This window comes from Streptomyces xylophagus, from assembly GCF_000716435.1.
Lineage (GTDB): Bacteria > Actinomycetota > Actinomycetes > Streptomycetales > Streptomycetaceae > Streptomyces > Streptomyces xylophagus.
Window position 1 is genome coordinate 126,418 of the sequence record NZ_JNWO01000004.1, and the last position, 23,985, is coordinate 150,402.

The 23,985-nt window shown below is 69.9% G+C and carries 23 protein-coding genes; 14 read left to right on the forward strand and 9 right to left on the reverse strand.

The genetic code is table 11. From position 1 onward, the window contains the following. Positions 1 to 73: 73 nt before the first annotated feature. The 3 genes from OO70_RS10015 to OO70_RS10025 are packed head-to-tail and all read left to right on the forward strand — an operon-like array spanning position 74 to position 2,280. Complete coding sequence (locus tag OO70_RS10015) at positions 74 to 781, forward strand: TetR family transcriptional regulator (RefSeq protein WP_234336810.1); 708 nt, start codon at positions 74 to 76, stop codon at positions 779 to 781. 37 nt (positions 782 to 818) lie between these two features. Next, the gene (locus tag OO70_RS51780; protein WP_063749701.1) at positions 819 to 1,598 is read left to right on the forward strand and encodes an antibiotic biosynthesis monooxygenase; all 780 of its coding nucleotides are present in this window, start codon (positions 819 to 821) and stop codon (positions 1,596 to 1,598) included. Between the two features lie 22 nt (positions 1,599 to 1,620). Further along, positions 1,621 to 2,280 (forward strand): DsbA family oxidoreductase, encoded by a 660-nt coding sequence (locus tag OO70_RS10025; protein ID WP_043667153.1) that lies wholly within the window; start codon positions 1,621 to 1,623, stop codon positions 2,278 to 2,280. A gap of 20 nt (positions 2,281 to 2,300) precedes the next feature. Here the strand turns inward: OO70_RS10025 and OO70_RS10030 are convergent, their stop codons facing one another. Further along, positions 2,301 to 3,209 (reverse strand): NmrA/HSCARG family protein, encoded by a 909-nt coding sequence (locus OO70_RS10030; RefSeq protein ID WP_043667156.1) that lies wholly within the window; start codon positions 3,207 to 3,209, stop codon positions 2,301 to 2,303. A gap of 123 nt (positions 3,210 to 3,332) precedes the next feature. Between OO70_RS10030 and OO70_RS10035 the strand changes: the two genes are divergently transcribed. Continuing rightward, on the forward strand, positions 3,333 to 4,436 hold the full coding sequence (locus tag OO70_RS10035) for an acyl-CoA dehydrogenase family protein (protein WP_043667161.1): 1,104 nt from the start codon (positions 3,333 to 3,335) through the stop codon (positions 4,434 to 4,436). A gap of 69 nt (positions 4,437 to 4,505) precedes the next feature. Here the strand turns inward: OO70_RS10035 and OO70_RS10040 are convergent, their stop codons facing one another. From OO70_RS10040 to OO70_RS10055, 4 genes are all read right to left on the reverse strand, one after another. Beyond that, positions 4,506 to 5,441 (reverse strand): aromatase/cyclase, encoded by a 936-nt coding sequence (locus tag OO70_RS10040; RefSeq protein ID WP_043667163.1) that lies wholly within the window; start codon positions 5,439 to 5,441, stop codon positions 4,506 to 4,508. 105 nt (positions 5,442 to 5,546) lie between these two features. Further along, positions 5,547 to 5,795 (reverse strand): acyl carrier protein, encoded by a 249-nt coding sequence (locus tag OO70_RS10045; RefSeq protein ID WP_043667166.1) that lies wholly within the window; start codon positions 5,793 to 5,795, stop codon positions 5,547 to 5,549. 49 nt (positions 5,796 to 5,844) lie between these two features. After that, on the reverse strand, positions 5,845 to 7,068 hold the full coding sequence (locus OO70_RS10050) for a ketosynthase chain-length factor (RefSeq protein WP_043667170.1): 1,224 nt from the start codon (positions 7,066 to 7,068) through the stop codon (positions 5,845 to 5,847). Beyond that, on the reverse strand, positions 7,065 to 8,333 hold the full coding sequence (locus tag OO70_RS10055; protein ID WP_043667173.1) for a beta-ketoacyl-[acyl-carrier-protein] synthase family protein: 1,269 nt from the start codon (positions 8,331 to 8,333) through the stop codon (positions 7,065 to 7,067). The genes OO70_RS10050 and OO70_RS10055 overlap by 4 nt, the downstream gene beginning before the upstream one ends. Positions 8,334 to 8,581: 248 nt before the next feature. On the opposite strand from OO70_RS10055, the gene OO70_RS10060 reads away from it, so the two are divergent. Continuing rightward, positions 8,582 to 9,781, forward strand: a complete 1,200-nt coding sequence (locus OO70_RS10060; RefSeq protein ID WP_158711434.1) for a sensor histidine kinase — start codon at positions 8,582 to 8,584, stop codon at positions 9,779 to 9,781. Here the strand turns inward: OO70_RS10060 and OO70_RS52235 are convergent. Next, the gene (locus tag OO70_RS52235) at positions 9,672 to 10,319 is read right to left on the reverse strand and encodes a response regulator transcription factor (RefSeq protein ID WP_078651332.1); all 648 of its coding nucleotides are present in this window, start codon (positions 10,317 to 10,319) and stop codon (positions 9,672 to 9,674) included. The two genes, OO70_RS10060 and OO70_RS52235, sit on opposite strands and share 110 nt — an antisense overlap. A 345-nt stretch (positions 10,320 to 10,664) precedes the next feature. Next, positions 10,665 to 13,781: an FG-GAP repeat domain-containing protein gene (locus OO70_RS51165; protein ID WP_051741028.1), complete on the reverse strand. Its 3,117-nt coding sequence runs from the start codon at positions 13,779 to 13,781 to the stop codon at positions 10,665 to 10,667. 166 nt (positions 13,782 to 13,947) lie between these two features. On the opposite strand from OO70_RS51165, the gene OO70_RS10075 reads away from it, so the two are divergent. Next, positions 13,948 to 14,535 (forward strand): hypothetical protein, encoded by a 588-nt coding sequence (locus tag OO70_RS10075; RefSeq protein WP_043667181.1) that lies wholly within the window; start codon positions 13,948 to 13,950, stop codon positions 14,533 to 14,535. On the opposite strand, the gene OO70_RS10080 is transcribed toward OO70_RS10075, so the two are convergent. Next, positions 14,523 to 15,500 (reverse strand): TolB family protein, encoded by a 978-nt coding sequence (locus tag OO70_RS10080; protein WP_043667184.1) that lies wholly within the window; start codon positions 15,498 to 15,500, stop codon positions 14,523 to 14,525. The genes OO70_RS10075 and OO70_RS10080 overlap by 13 nt on opposite strands. A 301-nt stretch (positions 15,501 to 15,801) precedes the next feature. Between OO70_RS10080 and OO70_RS10085 the strand changes: the two genes are divergently transcribed. The 4 genes from OO70_RS10085 to OO70_RS10100 all read left to right on the forward strand — a co-directional run bounded on the left by OO70_RS10085 (position 15,802) and on the right by OO70_RS10100 (position 19,443). Next, entirely contained in the window at positions 15,802 to 16,287 is a 486-nt protein-coding gene (locus tag OO70_RS10085; RefSeq protein ID WP_199827290.1) for a hypothetical protein, read from the forward strand. A gap of 217 nt (positions 16,288 to 16,504) precedes the next feature. After that, entirely contained in the window at positions 16,505 to 17,944 is a 1,440-nt protein-coding gene (locus OO70_RS10090; RefSeq protein WP_043667188.1) for a carboxylesterase family protein, read from the forward strand. A gap of 84 nt (positions 17,945 to 18,028) precedes the next feature. Next, positions 18,029 to 19,087, forward strand: a complete 1,059-nt coding sequence (locus tag OO70_RS10095; protein WP_051741031.1) for an alcohol dehydrogenase catalytic domain-containing protein — start codon at positions 18,029 to 18,031, stop codon at positions 19,085 to 19,087. Continuing rightward, positions 19,084 to 19,443: a cyclophilin-like fold protein gene (locus OO70_RS10100; protein WP_043667190.1), complete on the forward strand. Its 360-nt coding sequence runs from the start codon at positions 19,084 to 19,086 to the stop codon at positions 19,441 to 19,443. The genes OO70_RS10095 and OO70_RS10100 overlap by 4 nt, the downstream gene beginning before the upstream one ends. Before the next feature lie 26 nt (positions 19,444 to 19,469). On the opposite strand, the gene OO70_RS10105 is transcribed toward OO70_RS10100, so the two are convergent. Next, entirely contained in the window at positions 19,470 to 20,327 is an 858-nt protein-coding gene (locus OO70_RS10105; protein WP_106971649.1) for a helix-turn-helix domain-containing protein, read from the reverse strand. Between the two features lie 252 nt (positions 20,328 to 20,579). On the opposite strand from OO70_RS10105, the gene OO70_RS10110 reads away from it, so the two are divergent. The 4 genes from OO70_RS10110 (at position 20,580) to OO70_RS10125 (ending at position 23,888) form a co-directional block, all read left to right on the forward strand. Further along, positions 20,580 to 20,987, forward strand: a complete 408-nt coding sequence (locus OO70_RS10110) for an MmcQ/YjbR family DNA-binding protein (protein ID WP_043667192.1) — start codon at positions 20,580 to 20,582, stop codon at positions 20,985 to 20,987. A 416-nt stretch (positions 20,988 to 21,403) separates the two neighbouring features. Next, on the forward strand, positions 21,404 to 21,823 hold the full coding sequence (locus OO70_RS51170) for a hypothetical protein (RefSeq protein WP_051741035.1): 420 nt from the start codon (positions 21,404 to 21,406) through the stop codon (positions 21,821 to 21,823). 382 nt (positions 21,824 to 22,205) lie between these two features. Continuing rightward, complete coding sequence (locus OO70_RS10120) at positions 22,206 to 22,691, forward strand: MarR family winged helix-turn-helix transcriptional regulator (protein ID WP_043667195.1); 486 nt, start codon at positions 22,206 to 22,208, stop codon at positions 22,689 to 22,691. A gap of 276 nt (positions 22,692 to 22,967) precedes the next feature. Beyond that, on the forward strand, positions 22,968 to 23,888 hold the full coding sequence (locus OO70_RS10125) for an SDR family oxidoreductase (protein WP_043667198.1): 921 nt from the start codon (positions 22,968 to 22,970) through the stop codon (positions 23,886 to 23,888). Positions 23,889 to 23,985: the final 97 nt, after the last annotated feature.

Here is a 23,985-nt window from a genome sequence, read left to right on the forward strand (position 1 = left end):
CCACGTGGACAACCGTGTCAACCAGATAGATGAAGACGTTGGCTGGGTGGTTGAGACGCGCTAGCATGGCCTGGTGGATCAGAAGAAGACGGATGGGAAAGAGGGGTCGGCTCCGCGCCGCCCGCGCCGGTCCCCGCGCCCCGAGGACCGTGTGCTCGACGCCGAGCGCAGCCGCCGGCAACTGCTGGAGGCGGCACTCGACGTGTTCTCCCTCAAGGGCTTCGACGGCGCGCGGGTGCAGGAGATCGCCGACCGTGCGGGCGTCAACAAACAGCTGATCAGCTACTACTTCGGCGGAAAGCTCGGCCTGTACCGCGAGCTGCAGAAGGCATGGCAGGAACGTGAGAGCAGCCTCGGTGGGCCCGACCTGCCGCTGGACGAGGCTGTCGTCCGGCACCTTCAGGAGGCGCTGCGCGATCCCCGGCCCATGCGGCTCGGCCTGTGGCGTGGCCTGACCAACCCGTCGGAACTGTCGGCCGACGAGCCCGAGGAGCGCGAGGACCTTTCGCACACCTACGCACGCCGCGACCGCCGGGAGCTGGCCGAGGACATCGACCCCGCCTCCGCCGTACTGCTGCTCATCGGTGCGGTGGCCGCGCCCGTCACCATGCCCCAGCTCGTTCGCCGGATCTTCGGCATGGAGGCGTCGGATCCGGCCTTCCAGGAGCAGTACGCGGACCAGCTGCGGCGGATGATCCGCCGGCTGGCCCTTCCGCTCCCCGACGAACCGTCGCCCGAGCCGGGCTCCACCGGGCATCGAGGCGGCGTCGAGGAGTCCTGATCAACCTGGCCCGTAGCAGCCGATCCAGGGAGGACCCATGACCGTGTCATCCGTGTCGTCATCCGTGTCCAACGCGGGCTTCATCGCCCTCGTCACCGTCAAGACCAAGGACGCCGCCACCCAACAGGCGCTGGTGGAGATGCTCTCGCGGGACGTGGAAGCCTGGGTGCGCCACTGCCCCGGCTTCCTCTCGGCCAACTACCACCTCAGCACGGACGGCACCTCGCTGGTCAACTACGCGCAGTGGACCACCGAGGAGGCGTACCGGAAGTCCTTCGAACGCAACCCGGACAAGGAGGCCATGCGCCGGGCCATCCGCGAGCTGCCGGGAGTCCTCGACGGCCCCTCCATGACCGGCTACCGGCTCGAACGCAGCATCACCGCGCCGCAGGACGTCGGCCCCGGCGAGGACGTCCGGCCGATCGCCGACTGGGTTCGCCGCGGTGCCATGCAGTTGGGCAGCCGGTTGCGCAAGGAACTCCCCGAGAACCCGCCCGCGGTGCCCGAGCTCACCCTCCTGGTGCAGCTGACGAACAACCGGGCGCCCAGGACGGTGCGGGAGCTGGCCGCCCACGACGAGGTGCCGGCCGAGGCGGCGCGCGACACCCTCGCCGGACTCGCGTCACGCGGTCTGGTCGAGGCCGTGGACGGCGACGCCTACGCGATCACGCCGAGCGGCCAGGAAGTCCTGGACGCCGGCCGCCGGGCACGCACCGACTACCTGACGAAGGCCATCGAGGCCCTGGGCCTCACCGCTTCCGAACGGGCCGTACTGCTGCAGGCCGGCCCGCTGCTGGAGCGGCTCGCCCGCTACTGACCCCACCACCCGAGGAGCGCCGATGCGCGTCGACATCTGGACCGATCTCGCCTGTCCGCACTGCTACTACGGCTCCCGGAACCTGCTCACGGCCCTGGCCCTGCGCGGTGACCGGCCGGACGTCCAGGTGTTCTGGCGCAGTTTCCAGCTCATGCCCGGTCCTCCCGCGCCGGATCGCGACCCGGAGGAGGCTGTGCCCAGCCTGTTCGACGCGCTCGCCCGCTTCAACGGCAGTCGCGAGGCCGCCGAGGCCGCCATGGCGCGCATCGCGCCCCGGGCGGCCTCGGCCGGTTTGGACTTCCGGCCCGACCTGGTACGCCCCTGCCGGACCATGAACGCCCACCGCATGGTGCACCTGGCGGCCGAGCACGGCCTGGCCGGACAGGCGGTGGCCCGTCTGTACGGGGCCTACTGGGCCGAGGGCCGTGACCTCGCGCACCACGACACCCTGGTCTCGCTCGTCGCCGAGGTCGGCGTTCCCGCCGACGAGGCACGCGAGGTGCTGTCGGGCGACCGGTTCGAGACGGCCGTGCACGCCGACCGTGCGGAAGGGCTGGCGCTGGGCATCGGCGGCGTGCCGTCGATCGTGATCGACGGCCGCTACGTCGTGTCGGGCACCACCGCTGCCGAAGACCTCGCCGAGCTCCTGGCCGAGGTGACCGAGGGCCTGCCGACTCTCTGATCCCCGGCCACGGGGCTCGTTCAGCGCGAGGAGCGCTCCACGCCCGCGGTGCGGGGCGCGCGGTGGTGCTCCGCCGGCGCCCAGGCGGTTCGCGCCAGCCACGCCTCCAGAGTGAGCAGGCCGGGCTTGCGTCGTCGCAGGGCCGTCAGGTCGGCCGTGTAGCCGACCCGGTTGAGCCAGTCGTAGGCGGTGGCCTGCCATTCGCTCTCCTGCCGCAGCACGTCCATGGGGACCGCCTCGTAGCGCGTGGCGATCCCGGTGTGCCGCTGGAAGACCTCGGCGATCATCTCGCCGGTCAGTTCGTCGCCGGCGATCTCCCACGCCTTCCCCATGAACTCCGCCGGAGCGTCGAACGCCTCCGCCGCGAAGAAGCCGATGTCCTCGGAGGCGATCATCTGCAGTGGCGTGCCGGGCGCCAGTCCGCGCCGGTAGACCAGTTCCCCGTCCTGCAACAGCGGCGGGTACTGGCCGAAGTTGTCCATGAAGTACGTCGGCCGGATGAAGGTCGCGGGCAGCCCCAGCTCGCGCACCCGTTCCTCGATCCGTAGCTTGGCCTCGCGCCAGAAAACGCCGTCAGGGTTCTCGGCACCGCCCACCGAGCTGTGCACGAAATGCTGCACGCCCACCTCGGCGGCGACAGCCGCGATCAGATTCCCGTGGCGCTCCTCGGCCGGCACCCCGCCCGGTCCGAGCGGTGTCTGCACGCTGAAGACGGCGTGGGCTCCGCGCATCGCGGCCCGCACGGACCCGGCGTCCTCCAGATCACCCCGCACCAGGAGCGCACCGCTTGCCGCCAGCTTCTGCGCCGCCACTGACGCCGTGTCACGGACGAAGGCGTGTACCGCCCACCCGCGGGCCAGCAACTCCCGGGCAGTCGAACCGCCTTGGTTCCCCGTGGCTCCGAACACGAGTATCCACTTTGCCGACATGGCTGATTCCTTCGCTCGCCTCAACGGACAAGGCCAGCCTGGCCGCACGGTCTCCAGTCTCACTCGAGCCTCGCCAGCGAGTGTGGGTCGGGCAACGTCGCGAGAGAAGAAGGAGAGGACCGCATGCCGGACCGCCCGAGCGAATTCACCGTGCTGACCACCGCGGCGGTGGACGTCGCCAAGCTCGCCGCAGAGCACGCGACCGAGGCCGAACACCGTCGGTCGCTTCCCGAGGCAGTCGTGGAGTCGCTGATCTCCGCGGGTTTCGCCCGCCACTTCGCACCCGTCGCGCACGGGGGCCGGGCCGGTCGGTTCACCGACGTCGTCACCGCGGTCGCCACGGTGGGTGCCGGTTGCACCTCCGCCGCATGGGGTGCGTCCCTGACGGCCCACCTGCCCCGTATGGCGGCGTATCTCCCCGAGCAGGGACAGGCCGACATCTGGCAGGACGGTCCCGACACCCTCGTCGTGGGGGCTCTCATGCCGCTCGGCCGGGCCGAGCCGACGCCGGGCGGCTGGCGGGTGGGCGGACGCTGGCCCTACGTGAGCCTCGTCGAGTTCTCGGAGTGGGCCCTGGTCTGCGCCGTCACCCCGTCCGGCGCCACCGCCGAGACCCGCTTCTTCGCCGTGCCGCGGAATGCCTACGCCTTCGAGGACTCCTGGGACAGCGTGGGGATGCGCGGCACCGGCAGTCACACCCTGGTCATGGACGATGTGCTGGTACCCGCTCACCGCTCGTTCCCGCGGGACACCGTGGTCACCGGAGCGGCGCGGGACGGTGCGAGCCCGTGTCACCGGGTGCCGCTGAAGGCCGTCAACGGCCTGTGCTTCGCCGCGCCGGTCCTCGGTGCCGCCCGTGCGGCGGCCGACGCCTGGCTGGCCCTGGCTTCCGGGCGCGGCTCGCTCACCGACGCCGCTGCCGCCGATCTGGCCCGGGCGACCGGTGAGACCGACGCCGCGGAGCTGTTGCTGCTGCGGGCCGCCACGACGGCGGACCGTGGAACGGTGGACACCATGGAGGTCGGCCGGGCGGCCCGGGACTGCGCGCTGGCCGCCGACCTGTCGGTCACCGCGGTGGAGCGGCTCCTGCGCGGCGCGGGAACCCGCGGCCAGCAGCAGGGATCTCCGTTGCAGCGGGCATGGCGCGACGCGCACAGCGCGGCCAGTCACGTGGTACTGCAGTTCCAGCCCGCGGCCGTCGAGTACGCGCGGCGGCTGACGGCCTGAAAGGGCGGCGGCCGGGCGGGCACCGATGGTATCGGTGCCCGCCCGGCCGCACAGTGCGCCGGGACGGTGTCACGCGTGCGCCGCGGCCATCCGCTGCAGCGTGGCCCGGCTGTTGTGGCCCAGCGCACTGCGCACATGGGCGCGGGCGTCGGCCAGGGTCGCGTCCGGACCCAGGATCTCGGCCACCGCGTCCGGATTGATCACCACAGTGTGCCGCGCGGTGGCGACGGCCCCCGAAGGGCTGTCGGCGAACGACCAGTTGCCGCTGTGTCCGGCCAGCAGGCGCGGAGCGATCTGCTGCTTGTACGCGATCCACTCGCCGTCCCGGCAGACACGTACCGAGCGTGTGGTGTGCTGTGAGCCGTCCGGGGTCAGGGTGTCCATCTCCATGTGCTGGATCTCGGCCTGCGACTCGGTGAGTTCCACCCGCGTGACGTGCGACAGCAGGTTCGGCCAGCGTTCGGCGTGCGCCACGAACGCGTACGCCTCAGCCGCGGAGACGGGCAGCTCGACGATGTCGGAGAAGGCGAACACCACCTCGTCCACGAGGTGCCCGCAGGAGGCGAGCCGGCCCAGGGCCGCCAGCTCCCGCTCGCTGTTGCGGTCGAGCGCCGCTGTTACGGCGGCCACGGATGCCGGATCGTCGTCGGCCACGGTGAACCGGTGTCGCAGCACGATCTCGGTTCCGCCCGAGGACAGGGGACGGAAGAGCCAGCCGCCCGACATCGAGGTGACGGGCGGCGTGCTGTGCTCCTGGCGGAAGGAGACATAGCGGCGCTCTCGGTCGAGCACGCGGCGAGAGGTCCAGTGAGCGACCGTGCCGTTCACTTCCGCCCATATCTCGAACCGCTCGGAACGTGTCGCATGCTCGAGGTGACGCACGTGAACGGTGGGTTCGAACACGGCCGGCCAGCGGCTGACGTCCGCGACGAGGGAGTAGAGGGCATCGGCCGCCGCGGCGACCGTCAGGGTGTGCTGGGTTCGGTGCAGGACGGCAGAGGGCATGGGTTCTCCTGGACGTCTCCGGCGACGGAAGGGCGAAAGGACGAAGGGCGAAAAGACGGGGCCGCACCCGGTGGGTGGTGCGGCCCCGGTGGACGTTCCGCGCGGTCAGGCCGCGGTTGCGGTCAGGCCGTTCACCAACGCCAGCAGGGCGCGTGGAGTGTCGGCCTCGGCGACTGCCTCCTCCGGCAGCGAGATGCCGTGATCGCGCTCGATCTTCGCCGCGCTCTCCATCAGCGCCAGCGAGTCGTATCCGAGGTCTTCGAAGGTCATGTCGAGGATGTCTCCGCTCAGTTCGACCGAGTCCTCTTCGCCGGCGCACGCGATGAGTGTGCCCCGCAGGTCATCAAGGGTCATGGCTGGTGCTCTCCTCAGGTGTGGGTGGGGGCGCGAAGTACAGCCCGGATCAGACAGTGGTGAGGACGACGGCCGCGTTGAAGCCGTGCCGTCCCCGGGCGAGCACGAGGACGGCGTCGGCGCGCACGGGGCGTGGCTCACCGAGAACGAGGTCCAGTCCGTAGGAGTCCGGGACGGACGTGGTGTGGGCGGTGGCCGGGATCACGCGGTCGCGCAGGGCGAACAGCGCCGCCGCGATGTCGGCGGGGCCGCCGCCCGCGTACATGCGGCCGGTCAGCGCCTTGGGTGCGGTCACGGGCACGCCGTAGGGCCCGAAGATCTCCCGCACCGCCTGTGCCTCGGCCGCGTCGAACGCGGGGATGCCGGCCGCGTCCGCGAACACGGCTCCGATCGCCGAGGGTGTCAACTGTGCGTCGGCGAGCGCGAGTTCGGCGGCTCGACGCAGGCCGGGCGGCCGACCGGTGCCCGGAGACGGATCGAAGGTGGCCGCGTACCCGGCGATCTCGCCGTACGTCCGGGGCGCGCCTCGTTCGCGTGCCGACTCCGCGTCCTCGACGACCAGCATGGCGCCGCCCTCTCCCGGTACGTGGCCGCACGCCGCACCGTCGAAGGGCAGGTAGGCCCGCTCGGGGTCGTCCGCCGTGCTGACCCTTCCGCCTGCCAGTTGAGCCGACCAGCCCCAAGGGTCGAACGCCGAGTCGACTCCACCGCTCAGCACCAGCCGGGTTCCACGCCGCACAGTGCGGCGGGCGTGCCCGATCGCGTCAAGTCCGCCCGCCTGTTCGCCGACGAGGGCCGCGCTCGGGCCGCGCATTCCGTTGCGGATGGAGATCTGGCCGGTGTTGACCGCGTAGAACCAGGCGAAGGACTCGTACACGCTGACGTATTCCGGGCCCTGGCTCCACAGCTTGTGGAATTCCCGGTGCGTGAAGTCGAATCCGCCCTGCGAGGTGGAGGTGATCACCCCCATGTCGTAGTCGTCGATCCCGGCCCCCGCGTCGATGCCCGCGTCCGCGAGGGCCCAGTCGGCCGCAGCGAGGGCGTAGCGGGTGGAGATGTCGGTCTGGGGCATCAGGCGGCTCGGCAGGTGCTCCGCCCCGTCGAAGTCCCTGATCTCGCCGGCGAGCCGGGCCGAGTACCGGGACGTGTCGAAGCGGCTCAGCTCGGCTATGCCGCTTTCCCCGGCGAGCAGGGCCTTCCAGTACTCCTCGGCCCCCAGCCCATTGGGGGCGACGACACCGAGTCCGGTGATGACCGCGCGTCGGGAACTCATAGGGAAGTCACCTCCGGGTCGTGCAGCACCATGGCGCTCTGGAAGCCGCCGAAGCCGCTGCCCACGGTGAGCACGGTGTCCACGCGCTGCTCGCGCGCGGTGAGCGGGACGTAGTCCAGGTCGCACTCCGGATCCGGGACACGCAGATTCGCCGTGGGCGGAACGACGTTGTGCCGTATGGCCAGCACAGAGGCGGCGATCTCGATGGAACCGATCGCGCCGAGCGAGTGGCCCACCATCGACTTGATGGAACTCACCGGCACGGCGCGCGCGTGCTCACCCAGACTCCGTTTGAAGGCCGCGGTCTCGTGCCGGTCGTTCTGCTTGGTGCCGGAGCCGTGTGCGTTCACGTAGTCGATGGTGGTCCGGTCGAGGCGGGCCTCGTCGAGCGCCGCTCGGATCGCCTCTGCCATCTCTCGGCCGTCCTTCTTCAGACCGGTCATGTGATACGCGTTGCTGCGCGTCGCGTAGCCGCCGACCTCCGCGTAGATGTGCGCACCGCGGGCCCGAGCCGCCTCGAGTTCCTCAAGGACGAACATCGCCGCGCCCTCCGCGAGGACGAAGCCGTTGCGGGTGCCGTCGAACGGTCGGGAGGCCGTTTCGGGTTCGTCGTTGCGCGGCGTCGTCGCCTTGATGGCGTCGAAGCAGGCGACAACGATGGGCGACACGGGAGTGTCCGCCGCACCGGCCAGCACGGTGTCGGCACTGCCCTCGCGGATGAGCTGGACGCCGTACCCGACCGCGTCGAGGCCCGATGTGCAACCGTCGGAGACCAGAGTGACCGGCCCCTCGGCACCCACCTCCCGGGCGATCTCCGCGGGCATCACCCCGGGACTGAGGTAGTCGAACATGTACGGCGACAGATGTGCCGGGTCGACCAGCCAGTCGCGGCCGGCGTCCGACATGACCAGGTATTCGTTCTCCAGGCTGGTCGCCGCGGCCACCGCGCTGCCCAGAGCCACACCCACCCGGTGGGGATCGAGTGTCCCGAAGTCGAGACCGCTGTCGGCGAGGGCGTCCCTGGTGCACGCGACGGCGAACTGGGTCGCCCGGTCCATGCGCCGTGTCTCGCGCGGAGTGAACCCTTCGGCCGCGGCGTCGAAGTCGATCTCTCCAGCGATCCGCGACCGGAACGGCGAGGCGTCGAAGAAGGTGATCCGCCGGGTCGCGGTGCGCCCCGTCGTGAGCACGTCCCAGAACTCTTTCGTTCCGGAGCTGCCGGGTGCTCGCACACCGATTCCGGTGATCACCACCCGCCGGGTCACCGCCCGGCTCCTGTTCTGCTCGGCATGGTCCGATAGCCCCTTTCCATGTGGACCCGGAGGTGCTGACGGGGTCCAGCATCGAGGCAGCCGCTCGAGCCTGGCTCGGGAGCGAATGGGGTGGGCGGTGCCGGAGCAGGCTCGGGTAAGAGATATGGGGCACTCTTCACTTCACCGTAACAATGTGAAGACCATGAGGCGTACAATTGGTCGCGGTTACCGGTCACAAACTGGCGAACTGCGGGGGAGTGGTGGGCAAAATCTACGGATGGATATCTGCGCCCTGGTTAGCCGTGTGCACCATCTGTGCACTTCAGGTCGGGGTGGCGTTCAATGGCTTGATTGAAATGCTGTCGGCCGGATCCAGTGGTGTTGCCCTCGCTGTCTGGGTTGTTGCCCTACCGATTCTGGTCGTTCTTCAGGTGCTGCACAGTCCACCCGGCGTGAAGAAAATTCGCCGTTTCTCCCCGTGGTCCCTTCACCTGCAAGCGCTGCTGACCTATGTGCCGTCCGTGGCCATCGGGGTCACATGGCCGGGAATGGGGGGTTTCATCGCGGGCGCGGCGGCGGGTATGCTGCGCGGCTGGCGGGGGACGGGAGCATTTCTCGGAGTTCTGCTCGTCGACCTGGCGGTGAGCAGGCGGAACGGCCTGTCGTATACGGAATCGGCCGTGGCCGGTACCGTGACGCTGACCGTCGGCCTGGCCGTTACCGCCCTGGTCCGGCTCGCGTGCCGCCTTGCCTGGATGCATCAGTCGGAGGACCAGGCCGTGCGCAGCGCCCTGCAGGACGAGCGTCAGCGGATAGGCCGGGACATGCACGACCTGCTGGCCAGTCGACTGGCGTACGCGACCATCCGCGGCGAATTGGCCAATCGCTATCTGGGGAATCAGAACGAGCGGGCCCGATCAGAATTGCACAGTCTTATGGGATTGACCCGCGAAGTCCTCGTCGATATGCGTTCGATGGCCCATGAATTCGGAGTGCTGTCCTTCCGCAACGAACTGGAAAACGCTCAGTCCTTGCTGAGGAGTGTGGACGTCGATATCACGGTCGACGAAGAGGCGACTGTGTTGCCGGGCGAAATACAGAATTTCTTCGCCACCGTGGTGCGTGAATCCGTGGCGAATATTCTCCGGCACAGTGAGGCGACCTTGTGCACAATCTCCGTGCGGCGCAAGGGCGATGCGTTCGTGTTGTCCGTGCTCAATAACGGTGTACGCGATGCCTACGACGTCGTCACGCCGGCATCCGGGGGCGGACTTTCCAATCTCGCGTTACGCGCCGCCGAACTCGGCGGCCGGTGCAGGGCGTGGGCCCCCTCGACCGGCCATTTCGAGCTCACTGCGTCCTGTCCTGCGGAGCCGCCGTCCCCTCGGCTGGAGGCAGCCATCCCGCTTCCCGGGCGATGCGTACAGCGTCGAGACGACTTCGAGCACCGAGTTTTGTGATGCAGTTGCCGAGATAGTTTCGGACAGTGCCCGCGGACAGTCGTATCGCATCCGCGATGTCCGACACCGTCTGCCCGTCCGCAGCCCGCCGGAGCATTTCCGTTTCCCGCGGAGTGAGCGGATTGACACGACTTTCCCAGGCCGCGAGCACCAATTCGGGCGCGAGCGCGCGGTGTCCGGCGGCGACCCGCCTGATTGCCGTGGCCAGATCGGCAGGGGGCGCGTCCTTCATCAGGTATCCGTTGACGCCCAATTCCATTGCTTCCCGCACGGTTGCGGCGGTGCCCAGGCTGGTCAGCAGCAGCGTCCGGCACGAGGGGAGGTGCTCGTGCAGTTGGCCGGCCACCTGAATCCCGCTGGTGTCGGAGAGATTGACATCCAGTACTGCCACATCGGGACGGTGGGTGAGTGCGAGGTGCAGCACCTGGCTGCCCACGCCGGTGTCCGCGACAACCTTCAAGTCCCGCTCGGCGCGGAGCAGTTCGACGAGCGCCCCCCGGATCAGATGCTCGTCATCGGCCAGCAGCACACGTATCACAGAAGTCCCCCCAGTGCTCTGGGCTGTCGTCCCAGCCGGCGAAGCGGCGCCCCCGTGACCATTGGCGGACCAGTGGACGCCATGAGCCCACCCTACTTGGACGGTGGAAAGGATTCGGGAAATTAACCCATCTCTCATATTGGATGCGTAAATTCACTTGACAGGGCACTCGCATTGGTTCGTCAAGAAGGAGCGGGCATTTGTGGCGTCCCTGAGTACGACGAGCCGATGGTTTTGGGGAGCCGGCGACGAACAAGGCCAGGCCGGGGACACGACAGGAGCGCCTACGGGGTGGCGCCCGGTGACATCAAGTCCCCGGGCGCCCCGGAAGGCCGAACTCGCCGCCTAGGAAAGGACCTTGTAGCCGCTCCAGCCGCTCGCGATCTGCACCCGCGCACCGAACGAGCCCTTTCCGTCCCCGCTGTTGCGCCACACCTTGCCACCGGTGTCACGGGAGACCAGGTCCGGCCTGCCGTCGTCCGTGATGTCGCCGACCCCGACGACCGCGTTGTACGAGCCGCCCCAGTTCGACAGCACCTTGACGCGGGCCGCGAACGTGCCGTCGCCCTTGCCGTCGTAGCGGTAGACGTTGTTGGACGTGTCCTGGGCGAGGAGGTCGGGCTTGCCGTCGCCGGTGATGTCACCGGTGCCGACGATCTTCTTGTAGCCCTTCCAGTTGTCGTAGAGCTTGACGCGGGCGGCGAGCTTGCCGGTACTCGTCCCCTTGTAGAGGTAGACCGCTCCGGTGGACGCGTTCCGCGCGATCAGGTCCGGCCGTCCGTCACCGCTCACGTCGCCGGGCGAGGTGAGCACGTTGTACTGCGTCCAGCCGCCGGTCCCGAGGGTCGTGTACGACGTCGACGGCTTGACCGCCGCCCCGCAGCCCGGCTTGTACAGCCGCAGCGCGCCGCTGCCGTAGCGGACGAGGACGTCGTTGCAGCGGTCGCCGCTGAGGTCGCCGAAGGGGATCGCCGTGATGGTCGTGGGCCAGCCGGTGCCCGTGTACTTGTCGCCGAGTTTGCCCGTTCCCGTGCCGCTGTGGAAGGTCAGCCCGCCCGAGGAGTTCAGGGTGAGCAGGTCGCCGCGGCCGTCCGGGCCGTCGGGGCTGACGAAGTCGCGGCGCACCGCGGCTCCGCCCTGCCCGAAGCCCTCGCCGCCGGTCACCGTGTTCGGCGTGGCGGTGCCGAGGCCGGTCACCTTCAGGGTCCAGGTGTAGGGGCCGTTGGGGAAGTAACTCCCGCTCGCCGTCCTGCCGTTCCAGGTCGCCCTCACCCAGGCCGCGGTCGCGCCGCCGGTGAGGGTGCGGGTGGCCTTGCCGTTCGCGCCGCTCTGGACCGAGGTGAAGGTGAGCGACCAGGAGGTGACCGGGCGGGACAGCACCCAGGCGCCCTCGAAGGGCATCCCCGGGGCCACATAGCTGCCGGCCGACGTCTCGAAGGCCGTCACGGCGGACGGGGCGATGCCCGTGGTGGTGACGTGGGTGCGCTCGTAGTCGTCGAACCAGGCGACCAGACCGGTGTACTCGTCGACCGTCCAGCGGTAACGGCGGTCCACTGAGCCCTTGTCGGGCAGGTCCGAGGCGATCGTGCGCGTGGTGCCGGTGGCCGCCTCGGTGAGGACCAGCGTGCCCGCGCCGTGGTCGTGGCGGACGGTGAAGCCGTCGCCGAGCAGCACGTCGCCCGGGGCGACCGCCCTCGACGTACCGGCCTTGGTGTCGTACACGCCCGCCGAGTCCGTCCCGCAGGCCCAGTACACCCAGCGTCCCGCCGCCTGGAGCTCGCTCGGCACGCAGGCCAGGCCCGGGACGGTCACCGTGGTGAGCGTCTTCGCCTGCGGGATGCTGTACGAGGTGAGCTTGCCGGCGGTGGTGGTGGCACTCCACAGGGTGGAGCCGTTCAGGGCGGCGGCGCCCACTGACCGCTTCAGCTTCTGGCCCTGGCCGAACTCGCCGACGTACTGCGCCGGGCTGGTGCCGCCGGAGTCGAAGACGGCGTAGCCGTCGGAGACGTCGACGATCCGGCCGCCCTGGCCGCCGAAGTCCAGGTCGTTGCCGCCGATCTCCACCAGCCGGTCGTCGCCGAGGCTCTCGCCCTCGTCGGTCCCGCCGTTCGCGTCGAGGTAGACGTCCTGGGCGTCGAGGTTCCCCCACAGCGCCGAGCACGTGGTGCCCTCGTACGGGCAGAGGGCGGCGTAGATCGAACGGCTTGACGTGGCCTCGGACGCCGTCAGCGTGGCGGAGCCGTCGGTGGTGAGGGTGCGCACGGACGTGGTGTCCGCGGTGGCGTTCGGGTCGTCCTCGGCGACCCGCAGACTGCCGCGGCTGAGCGCGATGCCCGTCTTGGCGTTCTCCAGCGCCGGGGCCTGCTGGACCTTCTCCAGCTCGAGCGTGCCGTCGTCGGCCCGGCTCACCCGCCGCACCCACCAGTCGGTGGCGTCGGCGCCGCCGGTGACCAGCGCACTGCCGTCACCCGCCGCCAGCGTGTACTCGCCGGCGCTCGCCAGCAGGGTCTCCTGCACCGAGGGATCGTCGACGTCGACCGCGAGCAGCCGGGAGCCGAGCGACCTGGAGGACAGCGGCAGCAGCAGCCGGTCGCCGACCAGGACCGGGTCGCCGTCGAGCGCGCCCGGATCGGCGGGCAGCGTGACGACCTGCTCGGCCGCGGTGAGGTCGGTGCGGGACTTCAGATGCAGCTCGGCGGTGCCGGCGTCGTACCAGCCGATGCGGTCCTCGCTCATCACGTAGTGCGAGGCGTAGGTGGCGTCGGTGAACGCGTAGGTGTTCACGGCCGAGGCGACGTCGACGTAGCCGATCGTGCTGCTGTCGACTGACCAGAGCACCCCGCCGGAGTCCGCCGCGAGGACGTCCTCGCTCCCCACGCTCGTCGCGTCACCGGTGACCCTGCGGCTGCGCCACTCGCCGTCGACCTTGTCGATCAGGGTGTGGGTGGTGACGATCGTGTCGCCGGCGAGGGCCCGGTAGTAGCCCTGCCCGTACTGGCCGGAACCGTTCCAGCTCACCTTCTTGGAGGTGGCCGTCGCCGGATCCCACAGGGTGGCGTACGCGTCGTTGGCCGTGGTCGGAAGAGCGACCAGGTCGCTGTCCGAGCCGTACCAGGCGTGACGGCACGCGGAGGCGATGGACGTGCAGCCGGTGCCCGGTGTGTAGACACCGTCGGCGTTCTCGACGGTGACGGTCCTTCCGCTCGCGTAGTCGCTCCACAACAGCCCGGTCCTGCCGGTCTGCCGGTGCAGGAAGCCGGTGTCGCCCGCGACGTACGGGCGGTCGGTGCGTGGTGTGGTGGAGCTGGGGTCGACCAGTGTGATCGCGGTGGTGTCGGCCTCGGCCGCTTCCGCGGAGCCGCCGCCCTCCGACAGGACGACGACGGACGTGGCCACGACGGCGACCACGAGTGAGGAGACGGCGGCGGCAGGACCGCCCCGTCTCAGGGCGTGTCTGCCCACGTGATGTTCCCTCCCCCGCGAGGTCCTTGCCCTCGCACAAGTGGCCGAATCTTACCCGACTCTTACCAAAGGGAGTGACGGCAAGGAGCCGCTCGCGAAGGTGAGAACCGTCGCGGCGGCGAGGCCGTCTGGTTCACCATGGGGTGTGCGATTCGATTCAGTTCCCATGCCGACGACCGTCGAGGCCAGACCTCGTGACAGCCGCGGCTACCCCGTGCCCGCCATCACCCCGTGGGAGGGCGACGAACCCCGGTTCGCGCTCACCGACTACGGGCGCAGCGCCGAGTGCGCACGACAGCGGCTGTGTTCGGTCTGCAACACCCTGATGCCCAGAGGACCGGTGTGGCGGGTGGTGGGTGCCGCGGAGAGTGCCGCGATCCGCGAGGCGCTCACCGCCGGGCGGCCGTACCGCAACATGGCGGCGACGCTGGAAGCTCCGGGACACCGCGCGTGCATGCTCTACGCCTCGATGGTCTGCCCGTATCTGGCGCGGCCCAACGCGCGCCGGGGACTGACGGCGGAAGCCCCGGACGACATGACCGCGCATGTCGTCCGGGGCGCCGTTCGTGGGGACATGGGTGCCGTGGTGGGGTACGGCGACTACGAGTTCGCCGTCACCAGGACCCAGGTTCTGTTCCGTTTTCTCGACGTGGTCGAGTACCTGCCGCACGACACGGCCGACCAGCACCTGCCCGAGCTACAGGCCGAACTCGCCCGCTCCGGCGGCCGGTTGGGTGGCGGTCAGCCGCGGTAGGCGGGCAGGCCGGTGTGGGTGGAGACCTTGACGGGCTTGCCGAAGCCGTGGGCGGTCTTCGTGATGGTGTACGTACCGGTGGGGGCCCGGAAGGCGATGGTCTTGCCGTTGGGCGACCAGGTGGGCTCGGTGTAGTTGCTGGTGGCGCTGGGGGTGACGTCCTTGACGACGTTGGTGGAGCCGCCGAAGTCCTCGACGAAGAGGTGGTCGTGCCCGTGGACGGAGCGGACGAAGACGACCTCCTCGTTGTCGGGGGAGAGAGCGGGCTCGGAACCCTTGGCCAGCGCGCCGCCCTGCTGCCGCAGGTAGTCGTCCCGGATGTAGACCTCGCCGGTGTGGGTGTTCTCGTAGACGGCTGAGCCGTAGCTGCCGCCGGCGTTCGGCCAGGTGTTGTTGGTCTGCGGGACTTGGCCGTCTCCCGCGTAGCCGTTCAGGCTGATCTTGGCCGGCCTGCCGTGGTTGCTGGTGGCCTTGATGCCTTCCAGGACGGTGCTGCCGTGGATCTTGGCGGAGAAGACGATGTTGTTCTTCGCGGGGATCTGGTTCGTACGGTCGGCCGCGGCCACCTGCCAGGTGGGGTGGGACCAGGTCTGCCCGCCCGGGTTGGCGGCGACGGTGACGCGGTGGGTGCCGTCGGGGTTCGAGACGACGAGGTTGCCGTGCCCGTCGATGAACGCGGCCTTGCTGCCACTGGGGTTCCAGGCCAGGTCGCGGACGACGGTGCCGAAGTCGATGGACCTGCCGTTGACGATGACGTGGCGGGTGCCGTCGCTGATGGTGAGCCCCCGGGGCACGGTGACCGTGTGGCCGGACGCGGCAGCGGCGACCATCGCGGCGCTGCCCTTGGCACTACCGCCGGAGGACGGAGCGGCCATCGCGGTGGCGGCGGCGCCGCACAGGGTGAGCAGTGCGGCGGTACCCGCGGTGACGACGGCTGCGGTGCTCCGACGGTTACGAGCGGACATCGAGTTTCCCCCCAGGGATGTGAATGACGCTGCGATGAGAGTCTCGCGGGAACCGCCTGCCGTCCCCGGAACCTGAACCGGTCCGCTCGACCTGCCGCCCTGCGCGATGGGACGAAGTCTTTCGGCGGGCGGTGACGGGGCTGTGCGCTCACTGTCACAGCTGTGCAATAGCACGTCGGATGAGATGAAGAGACGTCAGCGAGGGACGCCGGAGACCGAACCGCCCCGCGAGGGGTGCCCCTATGAATTTCGTCAACGAAATCGGGCTGCGTCGAGGATCGGTGCCGGGCAGCATGACGGTGTGTCCGATCTGCTCTGGGAAGACGTCGAGTACTTCTTCGACCTCGATGAGATGGGGTCGTTGCCGGACGTGCGTGTCCCTGACGCCTCGGTGGAGGACTGGCAGGCGGTCCTCGACCTGATCAGTGCGAGCGGCTGGCAGTGCCGGTACTCCGAGGGCGAGGTCGTGATGCCGATGCCCCGGGCAGAAGCGGTGTTGTCCCGCCCGGCTGATGCGGAGTGCCCGGAGCTGCGGGTTTGGCCGACAGCCGATGTGCTGGCGATCTTCCGCTTCCACGCGGCGGAGGAGATCGACTTCGACGTCGATCTGCGGGAGCTGCAGGGCCAGGACCGACTCGATGTGTTCTGCGCCTTCCTACGGGCGATCGGGCGCCGGCTGGCCAAGCCGGTGCTGATGGATCCGGAGGGTGATTACGGTCATCCGGTGCTCGGGTTCGATGTGGAAGCCGATCGGGTTGTTCTCTTGGCCGAACCACCGGCCGGTTGACCACGGACGCCGGCTGCGGTCCGCAGAAGGTGCCGTCGGAGAAGTCGGAGAAGAGAGACAAGTGTCGCCCGGTGACCATCAGGTGACCGCTGTCCGTCAGGTGATGTGCGGGGTCGGAGGAAATGATGGGGGGCGTCACCGCAAGCAACCAGCAACCAGCAACCAGCAGCCGACGCACCGCGCGAAAACCCCGACCGCACCGGAAGGAATCTCACCCATGACCGCGACCGCGCCCAAGGCTCCGACTGCACCAGGGGTGCGGTCCTGGTGGGGAATCCCGTACGCCACCGCCGAGCGGTACCGCCGCCCCGTGGTCGCGGACTTCGATCCCGACCGCCCCTACGACCGCAAGGGCGTCGCCCCCGTCCAGCCCGACAGCGGCGACTGGCTCGAAGCGGACAGCGGAACGGGCGAGGACTGCCTGAACCTGAACGTGTGGGCTCCCGAGCGGCGGGCCGGGAAGCCGCTGCCGGTGGCCGTGTACATCCATGGCGGCGGATTCGAGTTCGGCGCGAACACGCAGCCCACCTCGAACGCCGCCGGTCTCGCCGCGACGGGACGCGTGGTGAGCGTGTCGCTCAACTACCGGCTCGGCGCACTGGGCGCGCTCTCGCTCTCGCAGTACGGCGGGCGGCTCGCCGAGGCCAGCAACCTGGGCCTGCAGGACGTCATCGCAGCCCTCACCTGGATCAGGCAGCACATCGCCCACTTCGGTGGCGACCCCGACGACGTCACCGTCTTCGGCCACAGCGCCGGCGCCTACTCCACCCTCGGGCTGCTCGGGGCCTCCGCCGCGGACGGCCTGTACCGGCGACTGGCCGGGTTCTCCGGCGCGCCTTCGCGTCTCGTCCCGGCCTGGTGGGCCGAGGAGCTCGCGGAGCGGTTCGTCAGCGAACTCGGTGTCGCGGGCAACCCCGACAAGCTGATCGATCTCGACGCGGCGTCCCTGGTGGCCGCCCTGCGCACGGTCTGTCCGACGGATCTCGGAGTCCGTGGCGGCATGGACAACCAGAGCCTCGGCGTCGTCCTGGACGCCGAACAGCCCGGCGGGGTGCTGCACGCCCACCCCCTGGACGTCCTGGCCTCGGGCTCGCACCGGGACATCGACGTCCTCCTCAGCACGGCCAGCGACGAGATGGGCTGGTGGGTGGCGAACGACCTCGACCGGTTCGACCCGCACGCCGTCGACCGCGTCACCGACGAATTCGCGGGCTGGCGCATTCCCCGCTCCCGCGCCAGGAGGATCGTCGACACCTACGACCAGGACGGCCGCACCCCTGCCGAGGTCCGCGCCGCGTCCCTGACGGACTACATCTTCACGCTCCCCGCCGCTCGCGGTGCCCTGGCCCACGCCGCCGCGGGCGGCACCGCCCGTCTCCTCATGATCGGGCCCGCCGAGGATGCGCCCGCCGTGCACGGCACCGAGCTGTACGCCCTGGTCGGCCAGCAACGGCCGGGCCGCAGCCCTGAACAGGCCGACCGCGATACGCGTGTCCGCGACATCGTCCTCGACTTCGTCACCGGCGAGCAGACCCGCCTGTGGCCCGCCGTCACGGACGACCGGCCCACCTCGGGAAGTGTCGGCAACCCTCCCCACGAGCCCAGCGCCCGCTACCAGGCGGTCCTCGACCTGTTCGGGAACATCGCCCGCCCCTGACGGCCACCGGGCGATGACTTCGTCACCCCGGAACAACGCACCTGGGGGCGAGCACAGTTGGCGAACACAGTTAGGGAACTCGACATGAGCCGACCGACACCAGCCGGCGACTCCGCACCGGCGACGATGCGGGCCGTCGTCGTCACCCGGCCCGGCGGCCTCGACGCACTGGAGATCAAGGATGTGCCGGTGCCCGTACGCGAGCCCGGCTGGGTGCGGATCAGGGTGAAGGCGTTCGGCGTCAACGAGTCCGAAGTCACCACCCGCAAGGGCGAGTCGGACGCGGCGGTCACCTACCCGCGTGTGCCCGGCATCGAGGGCGTCGGCGTGGTCGACGAGGCCGACGAGGACAGCGAACTGCGGCCGGGACAGCAGGTGGCCACGATGATGGGCGGCATGGGCCGCTCGTACGACGGCGCCTACGCCCAGTACGTGACCGTCCCCGCGGCGCAGGTCATCCCGTTCGAGACCGGCCTGCCGTGGGAGGTCGTCGGCGCGCTGCCGGAGATGTTCCAGACCGCCTACGGATCGCTGACCACCGGCCTGGACCTCAAGGCCGGGCAGACGCTGCTGATCCGCGGCGGCACCTCCACGGTCGGGCTGAGCGCGGCCACGATCGCGAAGGACCTCGGAGCCACCGTGCTGTCCACCACCCGCAGCCCGGAGAGGGCCGGGGCACTGCGGGCCGCGGGCGTCGACCATCCCCTCGTCGACAACGGCACGATCGCCGACCAGGTGAGCGAGTTGATGCCGGAGGGTGTCGACGCCGTACTGGAGCTGGTGGGCTGCTCGGTCCTCGCCGACACCCTCCGCACCGTCCGTCGCCACGGCACGGTCTGCTTCACCGGAGCCCTGGCGGGCCAGTGGACGATCCCCGATTTCACCCCGTTCATGATCCCCAACGGGGTGCGGCTGACGTCCTACGGCGGTCAGGCCGCCGACCTCCCGGCCGACGTCTTCGCCCGCCAGCTCCGGGCCATCGCCGCGGGGAGCCTCGAAGTCCCGGTCGCGAAGGTCTACCACGGCCTGGAACAGGTCCGTGCCGCCCAGGCCGACGTCGAGTCCGGCACCACGCCGGGCAAGCACGTCGTCGTCCTGCCGACGATCACTCCCACAACACCCCAGAGGGCGGAACCCCTATGAGAATCCGACTGACCGCCGGAGAAACCGTCCTCGACGCAACCCTCGAAGACAACGCGACGGCACGCGACTTCGCCTCGCTGCTTCCGCTGACCCTGCAGATGAACGACCTGTTCAAGCGCGAGAAGTACGGTCACCTGCCCCGGTCTCTCACCGCAGGAGGCGAGCCGCGGTCCAGCTACGAGATCGGCGACATCGCCTACTGGTCACCCGGTCCCGACATCGCGATCTTCTATGACCACGACGGTCAGTCCATCCCCGAACCCGGCATCATCGTCCTTGGCGAGATCGGCTCGGGGACCGATGCCTTCAAGAAGTACGACGGCACGGTCGACGTCACCATCGAGGCCGTCGACTGAGACCCAGCCGGAAACCACCGGGACCGTCAACCGAGATCGTCAACAGGGAGAGGAGGGGGGACGTTCGTGGCCTCGCCGGCCGCGAAGGCGGCCGGGGTGAGACCGGTGCGGTCGCGGAAGAAGCGGCCGAAGTTCGCGGGGTCGGTGAAGCCGAGGTGGACGGCCACGGTCCGGGCATCCCACCGTTCACCTCCCAGCAGGCGCCGGGCTTCCAGGAGGCGCCGCTCGTCGATGAGTTCACGTACTCCCTTGCCGGTGGCGTCCCGCGCGGCACGGCTGAGGGTGCGGACCGAACAGCCGAGCAACTCGGCGTAGTCCGCGGCTTGGTGGAGTTCGCGGAAGTGCAGCTCCAGGGCGTCCAGGAAGCGCCCGTACCTGTCGGCGCGGCCGGTGCCGGCGGTGGCCGTGCCGGTGGGGGCGATGCCCGGGGAGTTGGCCAGGCGCAGCAGCAGCGATTCGAGCAGGCTGCGCCGCAGGGCGTGGTGGATGCCGAGGGGGCGGCGCCCCAGTGCGCGGTGTTCGTCCAGGAGTTGGAGTGCCGTCTGCTGGAGCCAGTCGGTGTCGTCGGGGTGCGGGCTGAGCACGGCAGGGGCCTCGTGCGCGGTGAGCGGGGCCAGGAGGCGGGCGAGGTCGGGCCGCAGTACGTCCGGTTCGAACAGGATGAACGGGCCGCGGGCCGCGCCGGGCGAATGCCAGCACTGCGCGTGCCCGGGACGCACCCACAGCCACTGGCCGGCGGCGACGGTCCGCGTGACGTAGTCGACGTCGTGCCGCAACTCGCCCTCGGTGACCAGGATCAGATAGTGGAAGGTGGCACGGCCCGGCCGGGGCGGGTTCCACGGCCAGTCGTCGTGCTGGGCGAAGAAATCCTCGACGGTACTCACTTCAAGGCCGTACGGAGTACCGACCGGGGGCTGGAAACCGTACAGCGGAACCGCGGCCGGCCCGGCCTGCCCGCTTGGCCAGCTAGGCCCGCTCGGCCCGGAGTGTCGCTTGTCGACCATCACGTGTCCGCAGCCTACCGCCCGTCCAGTCGCCTTCGACGCAAGGATGGGACGTGCCACCGTGCCCGCGCGGCGCGCCCTCCGCCTCCTTCGACGCCACAGTCCGTCACCCCCTGGGAAGGCTCACCGCCCATGAACGGATCGGCCCTGCACAAGACCGCCGCCGACTGCGCGGAGGAACTCCCCGGAGCCCGGCTGGAGCACCCCTTCGGCCCCGACTGGGCGGTCTACAAGGTGCGCGGCAAGGTGTTCATGCTGATGACCGAAGTCCCGGGGCGTCCCGTCGTGATCCTCAAGGCGGACCCCGGCGAGGCCCACGCCCTGCGGGAGCAGTACAGCCACATCACCCCCGGCTACCACATGAACAAGAGGCACTGGATCACCCTGGAGGGCGGAGAAGGCGTCGACAAGGAGCTCGTCGGGGAGCTCGTCACCGAGTCCTACCGGCTCGTCGTCGCCCAACTACCCAGGGCGGAGCGGCCCGTTGACCCGCACACCTACGGCACAGGCACAGGTACCGGCACGCGGGCGGCCCGGTGAACGCGGCCGGTGATCGGCTCCAGGACACCGCCCGCCGGGCGGCCCTTGCCCTCCCCTACGCCCGCGCTCACGTACGCGGCCACGCCTCGATCACACCGGGCCGCTATCTCGACCAACGCGACTGGAACTCGCTCGGGCCGGGACCCGGCATCGCCGAGCGGCTGCCGCGACGCGACCGCGCGGATGCCCGATGCCCGATGAGCAACCTTCTCCGGCGCGGTGATCTGAGGTACGGGCACACCCTGGCGTCGCCGCGTTCGGCCATGAAAGCGGCTGGCGCACTCCGAAGCGAGCCGAGGTGGCCACCTCCGCCCCGCATCTGCGAATACTTGGCTAGCCACACGATTGCTGTTACGGTAGTCATGTGGCTAGCCACACTTTCTCTTGAACGTCCCCCGCAGAACTGAGGAGACCCCATGTCCCACGAGAACTCTCTGGTGAAGCCTCCGATCAATCAACGCGTGCTGACCCTCGGCATCACCTCTGATGCGCTTTCGCCGGACGATTTCCCGCCGGGGGTTGCGACGCTCGAAGAGCTGGTCGCCATGAGGGAGCGCAGCTGGGCTGCGCTCCAGGCGACAGGCATCGACGGCGAGGCGGGATATGTCAGCCTGGACCCCGACGAGGCCGAGGCCGAGCTGCGTCGGCTGTTCGCCGCGCACTCATACGGGGTGGTGCTCATCGGCGGCGGCATCAAGAACGTCCCGGAGTACACCGTCCTGTTCGAACGGATCGTCAACGTGCTCATCGACCTCCAGCCCGACATCCGGTTGAGCTTCAGCTCACATCCGACGAACGTGCCCGAGGCGCTGCAACGTTGGCTCAAGAAGTCCTGACAAAGACGCCTCACGGAGCCGGGCGTTGGACGCGGCGGTGAGTGATGAGGCAGGCGGCGAAGCCGAGGAAGGCTTCGTGGATGTCGTCGCGTCGTCCCAGCCGATCCGCAGCCGGCGCAAGCCGTGCAGCCAGGGGATCGTCCGACTCCCCGCACAGTGGGCAGCTTGAGTCGCCAGCTCCCCTAGCAGGTAGCTCGTCACCACCGTCAGTACCTGCCCGCTCGACCAGGCGGCCACGGTCCAGCAGGCCAGCGACGCCGGGCACGTGCGGGGCAAGTACGGTCCTGACCGTCGCCCGAGCACGCCCGCCCACCCCCTCCCCAGGTGGCAGAGCGGCCGGCCGCACCGACTACCCCACCCACACTGGCTGAGGAACCGAACCATGCCCACCCCCGAACTCCGCATCCCCACGACGGCCGACGCAGGACCGATGAGCTACGCGATCTTCCAACTCTCCCGCGCCCACCGCGCCTACGCTGCCGCTCTGCTGCGCGAGATGGACCTGCATCCCGGACAGGAACTGGTGCTGATGCACCTTTTCGATCAGGACGGCCAGTCCCAGTCCGAGCTGATCGAATCCCTCGGCGTGGACCACTCCACCCTCTCCAAGGCGCTACGCCGCATGCAGGACGCCGGCCTGGTCATCCGCGAGCCGGCCGCACATGACCGGCGCGTCATGGTGGTCCACCTCACCGACAAGGGCCGGGCGATGCGCGAGCCCATCACGGCCCTGTGGCAGGCCCTGGAGGAGACCACCGCCCGGAATCTGTCGGAGCAGCAGGCGGAGTCCTTCGTCGAGACCGCCTACGCCATCACCGAGGCGATCAGCAGCCGCGCGTTGCCCGAGCCCGAGGAAGAGTCCACCTGACTCCCCCGGTGTGCACCCCAGACTCCCGTACGCCACACCGCACATGAAAAGGGCACGTGGACTGGGGTGCACACCGTCCCGCATGCGGCACGACCCACCTCCAGTCAGGCCATGCCACCTCCCCTGTCCCGGCTGTTCCGGACGCGGCACGTGGCGGCGAGGCGTACGACGGATCCGCCGCCACGGCCCGCCTCACCCACCCCACCCCCCCCGTCCGGCACGCAGGCGCCCATGCCCGCAGCCACCGCCCAGCAGCCTGACCGAAAGTGAGACCCCATGCCTGCCACCGACTCAACCGCCCTCCCGGTCCTCGTCGTGGGGGCGACCGGCTCCCTGGGGAGCAAGGTCGTCGACGAACTACTCAAACGCGGCAAGAACGTCCGCGCCCTGGTGAGACCTGCCACCGACGCCGGCCGGCTCGAAAGCCGGGGCGTTCAGATCGCCCGCGGCGACATGCTCGACGTCGACTCGCTCGTGGCCGCCATGACCGGCGCCGACGCCGTCATCACCACCGCCGCCGGCTACACCCGCGGCGGCAAGAACGCCCACGACATCGACACCCTCGGCAACGCCAACCTCGCCGAGGCCGCCCACCGCACCGGCATCCGGCGGTTCGTCCTGACCAGCATCCTCACCAGCGACCAGACCCCGGATGTCCCGCACTTCTGGCACAAGAAGCTCGCCGAGGACAAACTCGAACAGCTCGGCGTCCCGTTCGTCGCCCTGCGCCCGGGGGCGTTCCTCGACCAGGTCGCGACCATGGCGGGCAACCCGCTCGACAAGGGCCGCCTGATCTGGATGTCCAAGGCCACCGTTCCGCTGACCTTCGTCCGCACCTCCGATCTCGCGGCATACCTGGCGGCCGCGGTCGACGCCGAGGCGGAGGCCGGTGAGCGGATCGACATCGGCTGGGACCGTCCGGTCACCATGCGCGAGGTGGCCGACGTGATGGGCCACCGGGCCGGAAAGAAGATCAAGGTGTGGACCGTCCCCTCCGTCGTCGTCCGCGCCGCAGGAGCCGTCGTCGGCCGCTTCAATCCGGTGGTCAAGGACATGGCCGCGATGTTCGGCTGGTTCGACACCGGACGCTACGTCGCCGACCCCCGCCGTCAGGAGCAGCTGTTCGGCCCCGTCCCCACGGCCGAGCACGCCCTCGCCCAGTTCACCGACGAGCTGCACACCGCACAGCACCAGTGACAGCCCGCGTTCCGCGCCTCGCCGCCAGGTGGCCTGACCAGGACGCCTCGGGCGCCCGAGGGCCGCGGATAGGGTGCCCCACCTGCACTTAGGGCAC

Excerpts from the sequence above, each read along its gene's own strand:
- OO70_RS51780 (WP_063749701.1), top strand. The coding sequence starts at position 819 with ATGACCGTGTCATCCGTGTCGTCATCCGTGTCCAACGCGGGCTTCATC.
- OO70_RS10025 (WP_043667153.1), top strand. The coding sequence starts at position 1,621 with ATGCGCGTCGACATCTGGACCGATCTCGCCTGTCCGCACTGCTACTAC.
- OO70_RS10030 (WP_043667156.1), bottom strand. The coding sequence starts at position 3,209 with ATGTCGGCAAAGTGGATACTCGTGTTCGGAGCCACGGGGAACCAAGGC.
- OO70_RS10035 (WP_043667161.1), top strand. The coding sequence starts at position 3,333 with ATGCCGGACCGCCCGAGCGAATTCACCGTGCTGACCACCGCGGCGGTG.
- OO70_RS10040 (WP_043667163.1), bottom strand. The coding sequence starts at position 5,441 with ATGCCCTCTGCCGTCCTGCACCGAACCCAGCACACCCTGACGGTCGCC.
- OO70_RS10045 (WP_043667166.1), bottom strand. The coding sequence starts at position 5,795 with ATGACCCTTGATGACCTGCGGGGCACACTCATCGCGTGCGCCGGCGAA.
- OO70_RS10050 (WP_043667170.1), bottom strand. The coding sequence starts at position 7,068 with ATGAGTTCCCGACGCGCGGTCATCACCGGACTCGGTGTCGTCGCCCCC.
- OO70_RS10075 (WP_043667181.1), top strand. The coding sequence starts at position 13,948 with ATGCCGACGACCGTCGAGGCCAGACCTCGTGACAGCCGCGGCTACCCC.
- OO70_RS10080 (WP_043667184.1), bottom strand. The coding sequence starts at position 15,500 with ATGTCCGCTCGTAACCGTCGGAGCACCGCAGCCGTCGTCACCGCGGGT.
- OO70_RS10090 (WP_043667188.1), top strand. The coding sequence starts at position 16,505 with ATGACCGCGACCGCGCCCAAGGCTCCGACTGCACCAGGGGTGCGGTCC.
- OO70_RS10095 (WP_051741031.1), top strand. The coding sequence starts at position 18,029 with ATGAGCCGACCGACACCAGCCGGCGACTCCGCACCGGCGACGATGCGG.
- OO70_RS10100 (WP_043667190.1), top strand. The coding sequence starts at position 19,084 with ATGAGAATCCGACTGACCGCCGGAGAAACCGTCCTCGACGCAACCCTC.
- OO70_RS10110 (WP_043667192.1), top strand. The coding sequence starts at position 20,580 with ATGAACGGATCGGCCCTGCACAAGACCGCCGCCGACTGCGCGGAGGAA.
- OO70_RS51170 (WP_051741035.1), top strand. The coding sequence starts at position 21,404 with ATGTCCCACGAGAACTCTCTGGTGAAGCCTCCGATCAATCAACGCGTG.
- OO70_RS10120 (WP_043667195.1), top strand. The coding sequence starts at position 22,206 with ATGCCCACCCCCGAACTCCGCATCCCCACGACGGCCGACGCAGGACCG.
- OO70_RS10125 (WP_043667198.1), top strand. The coding sequence starts at position 22,968 with ATGCCTGCCACCGACTCAACCGCCCTCCCGGTCCTCGTCGTGGGGGCG.